This is a genomic window from Photobacterium sp. GB-72 (assembly GCF_003026095.1).
In the GTDB taxonomy this organism is placed as follows: Bacteria; Pseudomonadota; Gammaproteobacteria; order Enterobacterales; family Vibrionaceae; genus Photobacterium.
Window position 1 is genome coordinate 78894 of sequence record NZ_PYNV01000017.1, and the last position, 17622, is coordinate 96515.

The following is a 17622-nucleotide window of genomic DNA, read 5'->3' on the forward strand; positions in this document are numbered from 1 at the left end:
TTTTTACATCTAGACGTCCAAACGGCTATGTTGTGAGCGTTAATCAATAACGAGTACTCTTCATTATTAACTCGTGCCATAATCTAAAAAATTTATGATTTAAGAGGGCTATCCTTTTGGCCAAACCTGCAGTCTTTATTGACCGTGATGGCGTGATTAATGTTGATCACGGCTATGTCCATACCGTTGATGATTTCGAATACATTGACGGGGTATTTGAAGCATGTAAAAAATTCAAAGAAATGGGTTATCTACTCGTATTGGTGACTAACCAATCAGGTATCGCTCGCGGTATGTTTAGTGAAGATGAATTTACTTCATTAACAGAGTGGATGGACTGGAATTTTGTTGATAATGGCGTTGAGTTTGATGGTATTTACTACTGCCCGCACCATGCAACAAAAGGGCAGGGTGATTACTTGCAAGATTGTGATTGCCGTAAACCCAAACCAGGTATGTTTATTTCAGCTCGCGATTTCTTGAAAATCGATATGTCGCAATCTGTGATGATTGGTGATAAAGCGGATGACATGAAAGCAGCCACAGCTGCTGATGTTGCTTTAAAAGTGCTCGTACGTACAGGTAAGCCGATCACGGATGAAGGTGAAGCGTTAGCAAACGTGGTGTTAGACAGTATTGCTGATGTACCAGAGTGGTTAGCAATTCAATAGAAATGAGTGCTTATATAAAGGTCGTTATTAAACGGCCTTTTTTGTCTCTATAACTGGTCGTTTTAACGAAAAGTTAACGATTTAGCTTAGTGAGTTAGACTAACTGAGCCCGTTTTTTGTCAAAAACATTAGAAATAATAACATTTTTAAGATTGGTACAATTTCTGCAGATTACAGAATGAATTGATTAATAATGCTCTTAGGGGGATTTATTCATGATGTGGCGTGTACTTATTAATGCTATAAAAACGGCTGTAATTTCAATAAGTGTTGTGAGCTCGTTTAGTACTAATGCGAATGAACCAGATGAAAGTGGTGATTGGTATCTCTCTCAATTTCATCAAATTGCAGATCAGCAAGTAAATGTCGTTGCTGTCATTGAGCAAGAAAATGCTAAGACGTTGAAACAAACATTATCAGACACACAAAATGCGGTGCTTAACGAGATAAAAAAGGGGAAGTAATAAATACTTCCCCAAACAGTGTGACTGACTCACACAAGATCACGGCAGTGAAAGGTGATGGTACCTTTAGCTTTGGTCTTCTAAAAATGCAATCCATGGCTCAGCACTGCTTTTCATCGAAGATGACTGCGCAGCTGTTTTCATCGCCTTTAAAGCATTTTGATGCTGATCTAATTCAAAGTAAGCCATGCCCCTAAGGTAAGCGAGTTCAGCCTTTTCATCGCGTTTAGCGTTGGATGAACTGTTAGCAAAAGCAGTTGCTTGCTTAAATTGCTTATCCTGTATCATTAATTTAACGATACGGATTTGTTGTTTACCTGAAGGTGCAATTTTAAAAGCTTGCTTATAGGTACTGATGGCTTCATCTAGCTCTTTTGCCTGATGATAAAAACTGGCTTGCTTCTCAATATTTGCATGAGTACGAGCAATGTTATTATTTGCCATTTCTTGCGCCATTATCTTCGCTGCTCTGTGGGGAATACCTTGGTATGCCATAAAGTTTACTAAGCGAAGGTGTTCTTTTTCTCCCTCTAACAAACCTAATTTGTAAGCAGCTTCAAGAGTCGCTAGCGCATTTTTATTCTGGTTGAGCTCCATATAAACCCCAGATAGTTGCATCCAATAACGTTTTTTCTTTGGATACTTATTCGTTAAGGTTTTCAGGACACTCGCAACACTTTTGTATTGCTTTAATTCGTAATGGGATGAAACTAGCAATAAGTACCACGATTCATTCGGCGATTTCGTCATTGAGATCGCTTTTTTTGTAGGTGCAATTGCGTTTCTATAATTTCCCATTTGAACATAAGCACTTGCCAGTGTGATGTAAGCATGCGCGGGTGGTTTTTCTTTGGTCGTTTTAGCAACTTTAAACCATGTATTCATGGTGTTGACCGAGTTTTTGTATTGCTCTTCTGCTAAATATAACTGTGCCAAGCTATAACGAACTTGTTGTGCCACCGGTACTGGTAGCGCATCCATTTTCAATGCGTCAGCAAAATATTTGGCAGCCTTCGGGTAATTATCTTTTAAAGAGTAAAGAAACCCCATTTGTTGCAATAACACGGCACGGTCATACTTCTTCTTATTTGAACTACTTAACGATTTATTTAGTTTGCTAATGGCCTCGTTGTACTTTTCCTCTGCAATGAGTTCTTGAACTTTGTTCACAGTACGAAAAGTACGATCTGAAAGTTGCGGGTTCTCATTGGCTACTGCGGGTGCAGAGAGCACACCCGCAGCAAGCGTGAGAGAAGCCAGCATGTGTTTTATTGATTTCATCATGTTTGACTCCTTAATTGGTTGAGAACTCGATCTCTTGAGACATCTTCGCACTCGCTGGTTTACCATCAACCATTTTGGGCTTAAAGGTCCATTTAGAAACAGTTTTTTTCGCAGCTTTGCCTAAGCCAAGCTTACGAGGTGTTTCTTTGAGAACTTTTACGTTTTCAACCGCGCCGCGCTCATTAACCACAAACTCGAGTAACACGACCCCTTTTTCAAGCCCTGAACGTGCAGCCTTTCGAGGCATTTGAGGCTGAAATGTTGCTAGTGGAATTGGACCATTGTTACCACCAACCGCTTGTGCACCACCGCCTTGAGAATAATGCCCTAGCACGGAACCACCAGTTACATTAACGGGTAAATTTAACTGTGGCGTGTCCATTGGCATTTGTTCCATCACCGGTTTTACCGTTGCCGTTACCTTCATTTCTGGTGGCGGTGGCGGGCGTTTTGGTGGTGGCGGAGGTTTTGGCAATTCGCGTTTCTTCTCCTGTATTTTTTCATTTTGTTTAACGTGGATGAAGTCAACCATACGAAGATCTTCATCCGACGTCAGCTCGTGGCGCTCTTTATTTACTAGCTTGTCCATCCCCCAGAACAACCCGAGGGAGACAACGAGCGCCAGTGCAATAGAGACCAAATACCGCATAGGCTTAATCCTTATTCGTTGCGGCAATGGAGATATTTTCAACACCTGCCATTTTTATTTGATCCATGACTTTTACAACCACGCCAGCATTGGCTTCTTGATCGGCTTGAATGACTACCGCTCCATCAGGGCTTTCAGCACGTAGACGTTCAATATTGGCTCGCACTGCATCAACTTCAATACGGCGTTTATCGACCCAAACATCACCTGCGGCACCAACGGCAACCATGATGTTACCTTTCTTAACCACTTGCGCGGAATTTGCACTTGGTCGACTGACTTCGATACCCGCTTCTTTTACAAACGATGTTGTAACGATAAAGAAAATCAACATGATAAATACGATGTCGAGCATGGGTGTCATATCGATAGCTGCTTCATCGCTGCTATCACTGCTATAGCGTCTTTTCATGACCTATACCTCTCAATCCTTTGAATTTAGGCAATATGCTTAAGTTGGTCTTCTAGCTTCTGTGTCGTCATTTTTGCTTGATGATCAAGGCGGGTACTAAAAAATAGTCCAGATAACGATGCCACCATGCCAGCAAGTGTTGGGATTGTTGCTTTTGAAATACCCGATGCCATAGCACGAGGACTCCCGGTTCCAACGACGGCCAAAATATCAAAAACTTGGATCATACCAACTACCGTCCCGAGTAAACCGAGTAGTGGGCAGAGTGCTATCAATACTTTGATAACGGGTAAGCCACGTTTATTTTCAATATCTTGTTTCGATATAATTTCTTGACGAATAGCTTTTGCATTCCAACTGTTGTGATCTTTTCTTGTCATCCAATTGTTAAGTGCACTTTTCGCGGCTTTGGGTGCAACAGCGATGAAGTAAAACCAACGTTCAAGGAGAACAATCCAAAGCATAAAACTGAGTATAAAGATGGCGATGAGGACATCACCACCCATACCTAGAAAGCGTCTTATTGACTCCAGTTCTTCAATTAACCACCACATAACGCCTCCTTAATCTTGGGCTTTGTGTAGCTTTTCCTGGTAACGAGCGATAAAGCCTGCACTCTGCTCTTCAAGTGTTTGGATCAAGCGACGGCTCTTACTGTGTACCAAGGTGTATAGGAACAGGAGTGGGATTGCGACAACCAGACCTAACATTGTGGTTACTAGGGCTTCAGAAATACCGCCAGCCATCAGTTTTGGATCGCCTGTACCAAATAGCGTGATAGCTTGGAAAGTACCAATCATACCCATTACGGTACCCAGTAGGCCAAGTAGTGGGGCGACAGAGGCGAACAATTTAATTGAGCCAACAAAGCGTTCGATACGAGGTGCGTTTCGTAGAATGATTTCATCCAACTTGGCTTCAAGATCTTCAAGGTTGTCACCTTTGTGATCTTGGTAGGCTTCAATCACCTCACCTAATGGGTTATTTTTCAGCGGCGTGTCTGATTTTTCTTGTTTACGCATTTTGTTGCCAATAATCAGTAGTCGTAGGTAACAAACTAGCGCAATTAATGCACCAATCGCACCCATACCAAGGATGACATAACCAACAATTCCACCTTGCTCTACTCGTTCTTTAACAGTTGGGCTTTGTACCAGTAGTGAAAGAATGACACCACGAGATGGGTCAATGAAAAGTGGTTGGTAAGTGTCTTTATTGGCCTCGAAACCTGATACTAATGTCGTAATATTGTTAGCAGGTTGGCGCGATAGCTCTTCAAATTTCTGTGTTTCAGGTACGTATGTAACATACTTACCGTCAGCAATAGCATTGAACTCACCAAGCAGTGTTACGTCAGTCGTTGCTTCTTTACCTTCGCCATACACTACGGTTGCCGGTGTCGTAGACGTTTCGCCTGATACAATGATTTGCTGTAAAATAGTGTGCCAAAAAGACTCTAGCTCTTCAGTTGAAGGTAGCTCTTTACTCTCAGCTAATTTTGTCAGTAAAGCATCGCGCTCAGGAAACTGAACTGCATTTTGTGACGCGTGAAAGAGTCCTTTAAATTCACCCGCATATTGGCGAACAACACCAAACATTTCACCTAAGGTACCAGAGCGCACGCGCAGGGTTTCTGTTAACTCTGTTAATTGTTTGTCGTTGTCATCAAAAGTGGCTTTTAATTGATCACCTTGCTCGGTTGCTGCTTGTAATTTTGCTTTTGCTTGTTGTAATAATGCGGCCTGTTTATTTTTATCTGAAAGAAACTCAGCTTCACGGGCTTTGTTTTCTTTTGACTCAACAATACTTTCAGACTTAACACTTTTTAGAAGCTCATTAAGATTTTTAGGTGCTTCAGCTTGTGCGCTTGAGACCATAAAAAGGCTGGCGAGTAAAACTGCTGCTAATGATTTGAATCCTTTCATTATTTATCCTCCCCAGTGAATACAGGTAGCTTAATCAGTGCTGGTGGTGCTTGTTTCTTAGCAATTCGAATACCTTGTTGAACAGCAATGCGGTAACTCTCTGGCAGAGTTTCCCATTTGCCCGATTGTTGATTCCACATCCCTGTTTCTCCACCATCTGGTGATTGATAAAGAAGGGCGGTACGACCGATGCGTAAAAAGTCATAAGTAACGGTTTCACCATCGCGATCTAAGCTTGCTTTGTAAGACTCAATCGAGCGCGAGAAGCCTTCTTCAATTTGGTATGCTTCCATCACTTTACGGAACTTTTCAGATGTAGTGACATCTGCGCGGTCCATCATTCGCTTCAATTCATTAATGCGTTTTTCACGGTTTTCTTGCTGGAATGGAAGGTCTAGAGCGATAAATTCATCGAGAGCCGTCACCATTTTTAGCGTCAACGGCACAACCTCTGTTGCTGTTTGATCTATCTGAGCAATTTGATTGTTGAGTGAATTAAGCTCTTCTTGTTGAGATAGCACCATGCGTTCAATTTGCTTGTTATAGACCGTCATACTGTCAATTTGACGAAGCAGGCCTTTGTATTCGGCTAACATCGCATCTGCACTATCAGCATATTTATCGATTTTATTTTGCGAGACTTGGGCTGATTTATCGGCTTTCGCTTGAGCTGAAATAACAGCATCTGCATTTGATGCCAAAGTTGCACCACTAAAAGTGAGCAAGGCTGCGGTGATGGCATTCACACCGAATGTTTTTAATTTCATTGATACATCCTTGTTTGTGTGGCTTGTCAGTCAGGGGGAAGGCCGGCACGATATATCGTGCCGGAAATTTATAATTTATTAGTAACTTAATCAGTTAGTTACTTTAAAATTTGAAGTTTAGGTTAGCGTAGAAGTATCGACCGCCAACATCATAGGTTGTTGTATCTGTGTTAGCAGAGATGGTATCTAGAATGAGTGGTGGCTCTTTATCAAATAAGTTATTCACACCACCAGATAGCGTAATACCATTATCAAAGGCATATGCAGCGCTTATATCGTGGTAAACAACGGTTGGAACGCTAAAGTCATATGTTTCTTTATCAGTACCTGGTAGTTCGTAATCAACACCATCAATCAGACGCGTCGTCCAGTTAGCACGCCATGCATCTTGTGCTAGACCAACATTTAGTGTTGAACGGAATTTTGAGAATAGACCTATCGAATCACTGATGAATTTACCGTTGTAATCTTCAACTGTGCCATCAGACTGAGTCAGTTCGTAGTTTAAAACGTATGTATTTTCCCAGTTTAGACTCAGTACCATAGGGTCAAAGTCATAGGCGTAACGGACATTTACATCTAGACCGTCAGTTTTCAAATTACCGACGTTAGTTAAACGCGCATCGATAGCTTTAATATCACCATTAGCAAAACGAGTGATCTTGTCACAGTACTTTCCTGACGTTGCACACTCATCAAGCATTAATTGAGGATCGATATTATCGATTAAGTTTTCTAACTCAATTTGCCAGTAGTCGACAGTGGTTGATAGTCCATCAACAAATGATGGTGAATACACTAAACCAAGAGAAGCTGTGTGGCCCTCTTCTGGTTTAAGCTCTTCATTAGAACCATAGAATACAGGGAACTGAGATCGTCCACTTGAGTCTTGACCGGTAGGATCCGTTAAGACATCCGCACTTTCTGCTGAACCACCATAAAGTTCAGCGATTGACGGTGCTTTAAATACTTCACTGTACGTGCCTCGGAACAGGACATCTTCAACTGGCTGGTACAAGAAGCTATAACCCATCGTTGTTTCCCCACCAAACGATGAGTACTTATCATGTCGAGCCGATACTTTTGCTTCAAGGTAATCAGCTAATGTGACATCTGAAAGGATAGGGATCAGTAATTCACCGTAGAAAGAGTCGACACTGTATGAACCTTCAGTTGGCGATTCTGCGTTACCACTAGCATTACCAAGCACGACCAATGCATCTGGTTGAGAGCCACCTTTTTCAGTACGCGTTTGATAACCTGCCGCAAAGGCGACGGTACCCATTTCGTGTTCAAAAAGATCGCCAGTAACATTAAAGTCGAAAATTTGTTGCTGGTTATACCCTGAATCTTGGCGAGTGAATGTCGCATAGTCTAAAGCGGCTTGGCTAACTTCACCGAATACATTCATCGGTACACAGCCGGCAATAACAGTGCCATCGCTGTCTAAACATTGACCGTTTGCTGATGCGCCGACAGCGTTAGAAACGCGATCTTTCATGAATACGTTGCTTTCAAGCTGGTTAGTTTTGGTTTTACCCCAGTTAAAGCTAGTATCCCACATCCAACCGTTAGAAAATTCACCGTCTAAAGCGAATACAAAGCGCGCTGTATCTGATTCAAATGAGCGATTTCGACCACCGGTTTCAACCATACGTCGACGCCAGTCAGTAATATCAGCACCTGTTGGATTAAACTCATTGTCAGCAGAGATTGGGCCATACCCTTGGAATGCACCAAAAATAGGTTCAGCAGCAAGAAGGTAGTTTGACTTTGAATTTGAATAAAGCGCTTCAAAACTTGCCGTCACTGGACCTAAAATGTCATTTTCAGCAACCAAGTAATTTCCTTGTGTTGCTAGGTACATACGTTCCGATGGGCGTTTTAAGTAGTTATCTGGCGCGTAGTTGTATAAATCATCGGGTGCAGAAAAATCACGCAGCGAACTGCCACCTTCTGGACCAAATGTTTTTCCATCGTAGTAACCCCATGGTGTAGCAGAACTACCACCTACGTATGTACCACCTAGACCGTCATGCATGATGTCTGTATTAGAAAACCCTCGGTCACCCGCCATGATTTTCTTTTCTTCAGAGTAGCCAGCAGAGAAAGTGATATTACCGCGATCACTTGAAGAACCTGCAAGTAAACTAACATCAGTGACTTGACCATCACCTTTTGAGGTTGCCCCTTGCTTTACATTAACTTCAAAGCCTTCGTAGTCTTGCTTAGTGATAATGTTAACAACACCAGCAACAGCATCAGAACCGTAAACAGACGATGCACCATTTTTTAGCACTTCGATACGTTCAACCATCGCGGTTGGGATCATATTAAGGTCAACAGAAGCATTTGCACCTGTACCACCATTTACCATACGACGACCGTTAACAAGAACTAAAGTACGTTTAGCTTCTAGTCCTCTTAGGTTAACTGTTGCTGCACCATTACTACCATTGTTGACAGAAGAGCTCTGAACTGTGCCACCAACTCCTGGTATTTGGTTTAAGACATCGCCAAGTGAAACTAATCCCGTATTTTCAATATAATCAGAGGAAAGTACTTGAACCGGTTCCGCTTCTTCCATATCAACACGAGAAATACGTGAACCCGTTACTTTCATTTTTTGAAGCTTTTCAACTTCTTCTTCGGCATAGGCGACCATAGGGGCTACGCTCAATGAGCCTAGCGCTAGGCTGACGGCAACCGACAACGCTGTATTTTTTTTATACATCCATGCGCTCCATTATCTTCCTAGGTATAAATTATTTTTCTGTTAACTGGTTGTTAACGTTATTAATGGTATAACCGAAGCGAAAATATGAAGTCAAACCAGTAGGATGAATTATTCACCAAACGATAAAACGGTATAAAATTCATGTTTTTTATTTTATTTGGTGTTTAATTCTAATTACTGGGTAATCAGCTGGCTTTTAGTGCTATTTTATTTGCCTGAATGTGGTTATTTTAATATTGACTCAATATCCTTCTATATCAAGTAAAGCCAGTTAAATGAACTGCTTTTTATTTTTTAGGTAGCACAAGTTACCAATATTGGCTAAATGATTATTTATGCATTTGTTAGTTAGTTGATTCTTAGCGAGAGGATCTGTTGTTGCCGGAATAATAGGGCTGTGGTTAGACCACTCTTTAGGTTAATGCTCTATGTGACCGATTAAGGAATAAGAATAAATGCATAAAAATGCAATATTTTTGTAATATTCACAAGGGAAGAAGTGCCTAATCCTGAATGTAAATGGATTAAATAGCAGATAAATGTTGTTTTTTTGTTTCCATTTTGTGTTTTGTGCTTTTCGGGGCATTTATGGCACAAGATTATAGCGTTGGGTTGAAGCTATTCGTAATTCATTGTATTTATGTTGGATATTTATAGTAAGACATGCTGTTGGTGAGTGATGTTGCTTGTTCAGGATGAACCAGTGCATTAAATGTGAAGTTACTAAAATGTAAATTATTATCGCTGGTATATCATCACCAGCATGAATTAACAGGGAGTCAGTTAAGACATGTTTTCGTACTTTTTACGCCGAATGGCGCTTGTGATCCCTACTTTTCTTGGTATTACGGTTTTAATTTTTGCTATTACTCGCTTTGTGCCAGGAGGTCCTGTCGAGCGTATGTTGGCAAATATGCAAGCACAAGGTGATGGTGGTGCAGCTATGTCTTCTGCTGGCGGAAATTCTGCTTTATCGGAAGAGCAAATGGCTGAACTTAATGCGTTTTATGGGCTAGATAAACCCGTGATGGAAGCGTATTCAGAATGGTTGTTTCGCCTCGTGCAGTTAGACTTAGGTGAGTCTACCCGATATTACGAACCAGTTTCTGAAATGATTGCAGAGCGATTACCTGTTTCATTATTTTATGGCGGTATGACGTTCTTTATTAGTTACTTTATTTCTATTCCTCTTGGCTACTACAAAGCACTGAAACATGGTTCGGTGTTTGATTCCTCCTCTTCTATTCTCATCTTCGTCGGCTATGCCTTACCCGGTTATGTTGTTGGTGTACTACTCATCACTTTATTTAGTTATCACTTGGAATGGACACCAATGGGGGGCTTTGTTAGTGATGACTATGAAGATTATGAAACCTTTTTCGAGCGTTTTAAAGACATCATGTGGCACGCGATTCTACCATTAATTTGTTATTTGATTGGTGATTTTGCAACGTTAACGATGACGATGAAAAATAATCTAATGGAGAATTTGTCGTCAGATTATATCCGAACAGCGATCGCGAAAGGATTACCTTTTAAGCGTGCGGTAAGAAAGCATGCTTTACGCAACAGTTTAATTCCGATTGCGAGTCACTTTGGTAATTCCTTATTATTTTTTATGACGGGATCTTTTCTTATTGAAGTTATTTTCAATATTGATGGTATTGGTTTATTAGGCTACGAGTCGATCATGGAGCGTGATTACCCCGTCGTTATGGGGATTGTTGCTGTTAATGCTGCAATGTTATTGGTTGGAAATATCTTGTCAGATATCTGTGTTGCTTTGGTCGACCCTCGCGTGAAGTTTGGAGCCTAATATGTTGAAAATTAATCCATTAACACAAAAGAAGATCAAACGTTTTAAAGAGATTAAACGAGGTTATTGGTCATTCATTATTTTAGCAGTATTACTCACGCTGTCATTATTTGCCGAGCTACTCATTAACAATAAAGCGCTGATCGTGAAATACAATGGGAATTATAGTTTCCCTGTGTTTTCCGATGTACGACTGGGTCAGGACTTTGGTCAAGGTACAGCAAGTGAGGCGGATTACCGTTTACTTCAAAAAACGTTTGAAGAAGAGGGCGGAGACAATTTTGTCATTATGCCTTTAGTACCATGGAATGCCTATGAGCAGGACTTTTCCGGCGACTATCCGCCAAACCCACCAAACTTCGAGAATAAACACTATTTAGGTACTGACATTATTGGTCGAGATATCTTAGCGCGTTTGGTATACGGCTTTCGTATCGCTATGGGATTTGCATTATTAACCATGGCCATTTCTTATGCGATTGGCACTGCAGTAGGATGCGCGATGGGTTTTTTTGGTGGAAAGTTCGATTTATTCGTCCAACGTTTAATTGAAATCTGGTCAATGGTGCCTTTCCTTTATGTGATTATGATTTTAGTTTCGATCACTCAGCCAACCTTTACTTTGTTTGTTGCCATCAACGTTTTATTTGGTTGGATGGGGATGACCTGGTATATGCGTACCATGACTTATAAAGAGTCTGCACGTGAATATGTTATGGCAGCTAAAGCTTTAGGCGCTTCAACGGGTAGGATTTTATTTAACCACATACTACCTAATACGATGGTAATGATCGTGACATTAGCTCCGTTTACCATTGCGGCAAACATCACCGCGTTAACGGCATTAGATTATTTAGGGTTAGGTTTAATGCCCCCAACCCCAAGCTGGGGAGAGTTACTACAGCAAGGAAAATCTAACCTTGACTCTCCATGGATTGTGACCTCAGTTGTAACATCAATCGTGTTGGTGTTAGTGATGGTTACCTTTATTGGCGAAGCCATTCGTGCCGCTTTTGACCCAAAACGATTTACTCGTTACGTTTAGTCGCATAGCGAAACAAGGATGTTATATGAAAAATAATAAATACAGTGCGCTTACTTTGATAGCGCTTTCAATGGCAGCAATCAGTCCCAATACATTTGCGGCTCAGTTACCGTCGGATATGACATGGGTAACTAATCTTGATGAGCCTTTATTTGCCTCTCCAGATGCTCAGCGTGGCGGTACATACCGTACGTTTATGCGTAGCTTCCCTCAAACTTTACGTAGTGTTGGGCCTGATGCTAACTCAGGACTTCGCCAATATTTTATGGATGAAGCACCAAAGTTAGTCCAACTTCATCCGACCACTGGTGAGTGGATCCCGCAATTAGCAACTGAATGGGCATTTGGTGATGATCATAAATCGGTGTATTTCAAACTAGATCCTAATGCACGTTGGAGTGACGGAAAAAAAGTAACAGCAGAGGATTACCTCTTCATGCTTAAGTACTACCGTTCGAAAGATATCATTGACCCTTGGTATAATGATTTTTTTATCAACCATATAGAAAATGTTGAAAAAATTGATGATTACACCATTGTTATTACCTCAAAAGTAGCGAAGAGTGATGATGAATTACTTTACATGTTGTCTCTTCCAAGTAATGGTGTACAGCCCCGTCCGGCTCATTATTTTGCATCAGTAAAGGATGAAAATAATGATGGTATGGACGATAACTTTGTTCGTAAATACAACTTTAAGACAGAGCCAACAACAGGGCCTTATTACGTAGATAAAGTTAAAAAAGGGAAAAGCATTACCTTTAAACATGTCGGTGATGAGTGGTGGGGATACAACAATCGCTATTATAAAAATCGTTATAACGTCGATAAGATCCGTATTAAAGTGATCCGCGATCAAGATATTGCTAAAAAACACTTCGAAAAAGGGGATTTAGACTCATTCATTCTTGCTCAGCCTGAATTATGGCATGAAAAGTCTAATACAAAAGCTTATCAAAATGGTTACGTCCATAAGTTATGGGGTTACAACGAAGCGGTTCAGGGCGCTGGTGGGTTGTGGATGAATACTGCGAAGCCTTTACTGGATGATTTGAATATCCGTAAGGGAATTACCTATGCAACCGACTATGATGGTTTGATCAAAAATGTATTACGTGGTGATTACCTTCGTAAGCCGCATGGTCTAGGTACGGGGCATGGTGGTTTCGACAGTCCTACCCGAACTCCACCGACGTTTGAACCAGAAAAAGCCATTATTTACTTTGAAAAGGCCGGTTTTTCAACAGTAGGTGCTGATGGCATTCGTATGAATGATGAAGGTCAACGTTTGTCGTTTGCTGTTACTTATAGTCGCCCAGCACGAACGCCTCGTCTCGCATATTTAAAAGAGCAGGCAAAACAGGCAGGGTTAGAGTTAACACTGAATCTAATTGATGGTTCATCTGCGTTCAAATATATCTTAGAAAAGAAACATGAATTGGCTTATCTGACGATGGGGGGCGGTAAAATTCCTGCTTACTGGGAATATTTACACTCGGTAAACGCAAAGCCTCAAACCAATAACCATACTAATTATCGTTCTCCTGAAATGGATAAAAAGATCGCTGCCTTTATTGCCGAATTTGATACTAAGAAAAAACAAAGTATTTCCCATGATATTCAGAAAATGGTTTCAGATGCCTATGTAATAGTACCGGGCTACATGGCTCCTTTCACACGTGAAGCTTATTGGCGTTGGATGCAATTCCCTTCGCCAGTCATGACGAAAGATACGGATTATGTTTTCTCTAATGGTGGGTATCTAACATTGGGAACATTCTGGATTAATTCTGATGTGAAAAAAGAAACCAAAACAGCAATGAAAAAAGGGGAATCTTTTGATCCTGTAGTCATTATCGATGATAGCTATAAGCCATAACGTAGGAGTGAATGATGCAAGATGAGATCATTTTAAGCGTACGTGATTTAGAGACTGAGTTCTCGACAGATGATGGCGTGGTAAAAATTCTTCATGGCGTGAATTTTGATGTTTATAAAGGCCGAACGCTAGGGTTAGTTGGAGAATCTGGTTGCGGTAAAAGTGTCACTTCTATGTCCATAATGGGTTTATTACCCAAACCGTATGGGCAAATAACCAACGGCCAGATCTTGTACCGTGGTACTGATTTGGTCACTTTGCCGGCAGAAGAAATGTATGCCATGCGTGGCAATAAAATCTCGATCATCTTTCAAGATCCAATGACGGCGTTAAATCCTGTTCATACCATTGGACGACAGCTCAATGAAGTGTTGGAACTGCATCGTCCTGATCTCGATAAATCGCAGCGGACTGCCTATTCAGTTGAAATGCTAAATAAGGTAAAGATCCCTTATCCAGAAAAACGTTTTAACGAGTATCCACATAATTTATCTGGAGGGATGCGCCAGCGAGTCATGATAGCCATGGCGCTGGCTTGTAAACCTGACATACTTATTTGTGATGAGCCGACAACCGCACTCGATGTAACGGTACAAGCGTCTATTCTTGAATTAATGAATGAACTTCAAGAAGAAACGGGTATGGCCATGATTTTTATTACGCATGACTTAGGTGTTGTGGCTGAGATTTGTGATGAAGTTGCTGTTATGTATGGGGGAAAGGTTGTCGAATATGCCGAGATATTTGATCTATTTGATAACCCTCAACACCCTTATACCGAACGCTTAATGGGATTGATGCCAAGTCTGGATAGTGAGCCCAAACAACCGATAGAAATCAAACCGATTGATATCACCTTGTTTCCAGAGTTTAAGGGTTAAGCCAGCGTTCATAGTCTAATATTAAGGTGATGTTATGTCAGAGATTTTAAGGATTGAAAACCTCAAGCAGCACTTTGTTTCAGGTAAAGGTATTTTCAAAAAAGGCTACACTATAAAAGCGGTAGATGGCGTTTCCTTTTCAGTTTCACAGGGTGAAACACTTGGCCTTGTAGGGGAGTCAGGTTGTGGGAAAAGTACATTAGGTCGAACTATCCTCAAGTTGTTTGAACCGACAGAAGGACGAATTTTTTTTGAAGGTAAAGACATTACTGATCTATCTACTAAGGCAATGAGACCGCTTCGAAAAGACATGCAGATTGTCTTTCAAGATCCAATGGAATCACTAAACCAGCGCCATACCATTGGCATGATCTTAGAAGAGCCTTTTGTTATCCATAAAATAGGAACACCTGAAGAGCGAAAAAAGTGGGTTAAAGAATTGCTGATTAAAGTGGGGTTACCGGAATCTTCAGTTAATCGCTATCCTCATGAATTTTCTGGTGGTCAGCGTCAACGCATTGGCATTGCAAGAGCGATAGCACTCAAACCTAAATTACTCATTTGTGATGAATCCGTGTCAGCTCTTGATGTATCAGTACAGGCGCAGATTTTAAATTTATTGTTGCAGTTACAAAAAGAGATGAATCTAGCCATGATCTTTATCTCTCACGATTTATCCGTTGTTAAACATATATCAGATAACCTTGTCGTGATGTATTTCGGAAAAGTTGTTGAAATGGGGAAAGCAAAAGATATTTATGCGAATCCTCAGGCTGATTACACCAAAACGTTACTATCAGCGATTCCAATCACCCATCCAAAATACAGGAAAAGAAAAAGGCATAACGAAAAAAAAGCTGACGTCGCTTAATCGTTATGATGTCGAATAAAGTGTGATTGAAAGCAATGCTCAAGGATGAACGATGATTAGACAGATTTTAACTGCCACAGCAGTCTTATTACCTACTTTATCGTGGGCGGAGTTACCTTCAAACGTTGAGTGGATTACAAATAATAACGAGCCTCTTTTTGCGTCATCTGATGCAAAATTCGGAGGGACGTTGCGCACCCATATCTCTAGTTTTCCGCAAACATTTCGAACCGTAGGACCTGATGGTAACGGTGAGTTTCGTGTTTGGCTATTAGATGGGCAACCGCAATTACTTCAGCGCCACCCTGACACACAAAAATATATTCCTGATCTTGCAACGCATTGGGCCTTTGGTGAAGACAAAAAGACTATTTATGTAAAGTTAAATCCAGCAGCCAAATGGTCAGATGGGAAGCCTCTCAAAGCATCTGATTATATTTACATGCTAACGTTTTATCTTTCAAAAGATATTGTCGATCCTTGGTACAACACATTTTATTCTGAATATTTTGAACGTATCACTGCGCTGGATGAGCATACTTTGGAGATTGTTTTCGCAACTGAAAAAGATGAAGCCGATCTGCTATATGGTATTCATCGCTTAAAGCCTCGACCTGAACATTTTTATACGCCAACCAAAGATGAAAATAACGATGGTGTTGATGATAACTTCGTGCGCCGTTTTAACTTTAAAGCGGAACCGACACTGGGTGCTTATCATGTAGGTAAGATCAAAAAAGGTAAATCCATTACCATGGAGCATGTTGGTGAAGACTGGTGGGGATACGGTAATCGCTATTATAAAGGCCGATATAATGTAGAAAAAATCAGGATCAAAGTCATTCGTGATAGCGATATTGCCTTTAAGCACTTTCAAAAAGGTGACCTAGATATATTTTATTTAGGACGTCCTGAGCTATGGCATGAAAAGTCAGATACCAAGCCTTTTAAAAATGGCTATATTCATAAATTTTGGGGATACAGCGAGCCTGAACTTGGGGCTGGAAGTTTTTGGTTAAATACCGATAAACCCATGCTTGATAATATCCACGTTCGTACTGGTATTGCATATGCTTTAGATATTGATGGATTAAATAAAAACGTATTGCGTGGTGATTTTGTACGTAAACCTCATGGATTAGGGGTCGGGCAGGGTAACTTTAGTAATCAAGAGCTAAAACCATTACCTTTTGAACCAAACAAAGCGATCGCAGAATTTGAAAAAGCTGGGTTTACAACTATTGGCTCTGATGGCATTCGTCTCAATGACCAAAAGCAAAGGTTGAGTTTTGCTTTTACCTATAGCCACCAAGTGGTAACCCCTCGTTTGGCTTATTTGAAAGAACAAGCAAAATTAGCTGGGCTAGAAATTAAAATGAATTTAATTGATGGCTCTTCTGCATTTAAGTATGCGTTAGAGAAAAAACATGATGTGTCTTTCCATTCAATGGGAACAGCACCGCAACCTCAATATTGGGAGTATTTTCATAGTGCTAATGCAGGGAAAGTCCAAAATAATAACTTTACTAATTTTAGTACTCCTGAATTGGATCAGTTAATTATGAACTTTCGTAATGCGCTATCAACTCAAGATAAAGAAAGGTACTCCCGTCAGATACAAGCCGTTGTTCACGATGCAACAGTAGTAATACCTGGATTAATGGCTCCCTATACACGCGAAGCGTACTGGCGTTGGATGAAATATCCAGAACAGCCAATGCAGAAAAAAACACAAATGTTATTTACGCATGGTGGCCTACGCGATTTAGGCGTGTATTGGATCGACAATGACGTAAAAAAAGAAACGAAATCAGCAGTTAAAAAAGATCATAGTTTCGGTTCTAAAACCGTAATCGATGACAAATATAAGCCAAATTAAACGTATTTAAGGTTCGTAGGATAAATAAAAGCACGTATTACACTACGTGCTTTTTTGTTTTTTATACGAATTAATATTTTTTTGGTTGAATGTTGACCAGTCGCGTATTTTTTTTATTTCAGGGGCTTGTCAGGACATAAAATCTCCCTATAATGCGACCTCACTGACACGGAGCAAGCCATTGGCTAGCAACCAAATCAGTATTGTTCTTTAATAATTTGACCATGCAATCTGTGTGGGCACTCGTTGAAAAGTTAAGTCGAAAGATTTATCAATGATACTAGTGACCAATTGATACGTAAGTATCAGCACAGTCAATTCATTCATCATTTTATGATGAAT

Annotated in this window: 15 protein-coding genes; 8 read left to right on the forward strand and 7 right to left on the reverse strand. The window is 40.6% G+C overall.

From position 1 onward, the window contains the following. The first annotated feature begins 116 nt into the window (after positions 1-116). Complete coding sequence (gmhB, locus tag C9J40_RS17240) at positions 117-671, forward strand: D-glycero-beta-D-manno-heptose 1,7-bisphosphate 7-phosphatase (RefSeq protein ID WP_107207702.1); 555 nt, start codon at positions 117-119, stop codon at positions 669-671. Positions 672-886: 215 nt separating this feature from the next. Next, positions 887-1135: a hypothetical protein gene (locus tag C9J40_RS17245; protein ID WP_107207701.1), complete on the forward strand. Its 249-nt coding sequence runs from the start codon at positions 887-889 to the stop codon at positions 1133-1135. 66 nt (positions 1136-1201) lie between these two features. On the opposite strand, the gene C9J40_RS17250 is transcribed toward C9J40_RS17245, so the two are convergent. The 7 genes from C9J40_RS17250 to C9J40_RS17280 form a co-directional block, all read right to left on the reverse strand. After that, the gene (locus C9J40_RS17250) at positions 1202-2416 is read right to left on the reverse strand and encodes a lipopolysaccharide assembly protein LapB (RefSeq protein WP_107207759.1); all 1215 of its coding nucleotides are present in this window, start codon (positions 2414-2416) and stop codon (positions 1202-1204) included. A gap of 13 nt (positions 2417-2429) precedes the next feature. Then, entirely contained in the window at positions 2430-3068 is a 639-nt protein-coding gene (locus C9J40_RS17255; RefSeq protein WP_107207700.1) for an energy transducer TonB, read from the reverse strand. Between the two features lie 4 nt (positions 3069-3072). Continuing rightward, positions 3073-3480, reverse strand: coding sequence for a biopolymer transporter ExbD (locus C9J40_RS17260; protein ID WP_107207699.1), 408 nt, complete (start codon positions 3478-3480; stop codon positions 3073-3075). Between the two features lie 26 nt (positions 3481-3506). Next, complete coding sequence (locus tag C9J40_RS17265; RefSeq protein ID WP_107207698.1) at positions 3507-4034, reverse strand: MotA/TolQ/ExbB proton channel family protein; 528 nt, start codon at positions 4032-4034, stop codon at positions 3507-3509. Positions 4035-4043: 9 nt separating this feature from the next. Then, positions 4044-5405 (reverse strand): MotA/TolQ/ExbB proton channel family protein, encoded by a 1362-nt coding sequence (locus tag C9J40_RS17270; protein ID WP_107207697.1) that lies wholly within the window; start codon positions 5403-5405, stop codon positions 4044-4046. Further along, positions 5405-6172, reverse strand: coding sequence for a DUF3450 domain-containing protein (locus tag C9J40_RS17275; RefSeq protein ID WP_107207696.1), 768 nt, complete (start codon positions 6170-6172; stop codon positions 5405-5407). Before C9J40_RS17275 ends, C9J40_RS17270 begins: the two co-directional genes overlap by 1 nt. Before the next feature lie 103 nt (positions 6173-6275). Further along, positions 6276-8906 (reverse strand): TonB-dependent receptor, encoded by a 2631-nt coding sequence (locus C9J40_RS17280; protein WP_107207695.1) that lies wholly within the window; start codon positions 8904-8906, stop codon positions 6276-6278. A 793-nt stretch (positions 8907-9699) separates the two neighbouring features. Here C9J40_RS17280 and C9J40_RS17285 point away from each other — a divergent pair. The 6 genes from C9J40_RS17285 to C9J40_RS17310 are packed head-to-tail and all read left to right on the forward strand — an operon-like array spanning position 9700 to position 17280. Further along, on the forward strand, positions 9700-10725 hold the full coding sequence (locus C9J40_RS17285) for an ABC transporter permease subunit (RefSeq protein ID WP_107207694.1): 1026 nt from the start codon (positions 9700-9702) through the stop codon (positions 10723-10725). Between the two features lies 1 nt (position 10726). Beyond that, a complete protein-coding gene (locus C9J40_RS17290) occupies positions 10727-11770 on the forward strand; it encodes an ABC transporter permease (RefSeq protein WP_107207693.1) in 1044 nt (347 codons plus the stop codon). 25 nt (positions 11771-11795) lie between these two features. After that, positions 11796-13649: an extracellular solute-binding protein gene (locus C9J40_RS17295; protein ID WP_107207692.1), complete on the forward strand. Its 1854-nt coding sequence runs from the start codon at positions 11796-11798 to the stop codon at positions 13647-13649. A 14-nt stretch (positions 13650-13663) separates the two neighbouring features. Next, positions 13664-14530, forward strand: coding sequence for an ABC transporter ATP-binding protein (locus tag C9J40_RS17300; RefSeq protein ID WP_107207691.1), 867 nt, complete (start codon positions 13664-13666; stop codon positions 14528-14530). Positions 14531-14564: 34 nt separating this feature from the next. Next, entirely contained in the window at positions 14565-15401 is an 837-nt protein-coding gene (locus C9J40_RS17305; RefSeq protein ID WP_107207690.1) for an ABC transporter ATP-binding protein, read from the forward strand. 52 nt (positions 15402-15453) lie between these two features. After that, on the forward strand, positions 15454-17280 hold the full coding sequence (locus C9J40_RS17310; RefSeq protein ID WP_107207689.1) for an extracellular solute-binding protein: 1827 nt from the start codon (positions 15454-15456) through the stop codon (positions 17278-17280). The last annotated feature ends 342 nt before the right edge of the window (positions 17281-17622 follow it).

Bases quoted from the DNA above. Each gene is read 5' to 3' on its own strand.
- C9J40_RS17245 (WP_107207701.1), top strand. From the start codon at position 887: ATGATGTGGCGTGTACTTATTAATGCTATAAAAACGGCTGTAATTTCA.
- C9J40_RS17250 (WP_107207759.1), bottom strand. From the start codon at position 2,416: ATGAAATCAATAAAACACATGCTGGCTTCTCTCACGCTTGCTGCGGGT.
- C9J40_RS17255 (WP_107207700.1), bottom strand. From the start codon at position 3,068: ATGCGGTATTTGGTCTCTATTGCACTGGCGCTCGTTGTCTCCCTCGGG.
- C9J40_RS17260 (WP_107207699.1), bottom strand. From the start codon at position 3,480: ATGAAAAGACGCTATAGCAGTGATAGCAGCGATGAAGCAGCTATCGAT.
- C9J40_RS17265 (WP_107207698.1), bottom strand. From the start codon at position 4,034: ATGTGGTGGTTAATTGAAGAACTGGAGTCAATAAGACGCTTTCTAGGT.
- C9J40_RS17270 (WP_107207697.1), bottom strand. From the start codon at position 5,405: ATGAAAGGATTCAAATCATTAGCAGCAGTTTTACTCGCCAGCCTTTTT.
- C9J40_RS17275 (WP_107207696.1), bottom strand. From the start codon at position 6,172: ATGAAATTAAAAACATTCGGTGTGAATGCCATCACCGCAGCCTTGCTC.
- C9J40_RS17280 (WP_107207695.1), bottom strand. From the start codon at position 8,906: ATGTATAAAAAAAATACAGCGTTGTCGGTTGCCGTCAGCCTAGCGCTA.
- C9J40_RS17285 (WP_107207694.1), top strand. From the start codon at position 9,700: ATGTTTTCGTACTTTTTACGCCGAATGGCGCTTGTGATCCCTACTTTT.
- C9J40_RS17290 (WP_107207693.1), top strand. From the start codon at position 10,727: ATGTTGAAAATTAATCCATTAACACAAAAGAAGATCAAACGTTTTAAA.
- C9J40_RS17295 (WP_107207692.1), top strand. From the start codon at position 11,796: ATGAAAAATAATAAATACAGTGCGCTTACTTTGATAGCGCTTTCAATG.
- C9J40_RS17300 (WP_107207691.1), top strand. From the start codon at position 13,664: ATGCAAGATGAGATCATTTTAAGCGTACGTGATTTAGAGACTGAGTTC.
- C9J40_RS17305 (WP_107207690.1), top strand. From the start codon at position 14,565: ATGTCAGAGATTTTAAGGATTGAAAACCTCAAGCAGCACTTTGTTTCA.
- C9J40_RS17310 (WP_107207689.1), top strand. From the start codon at position 15,454: ATGATTAGACAGATTTTAACTGCCACAGCAGTCTTATTACCTACTTTA.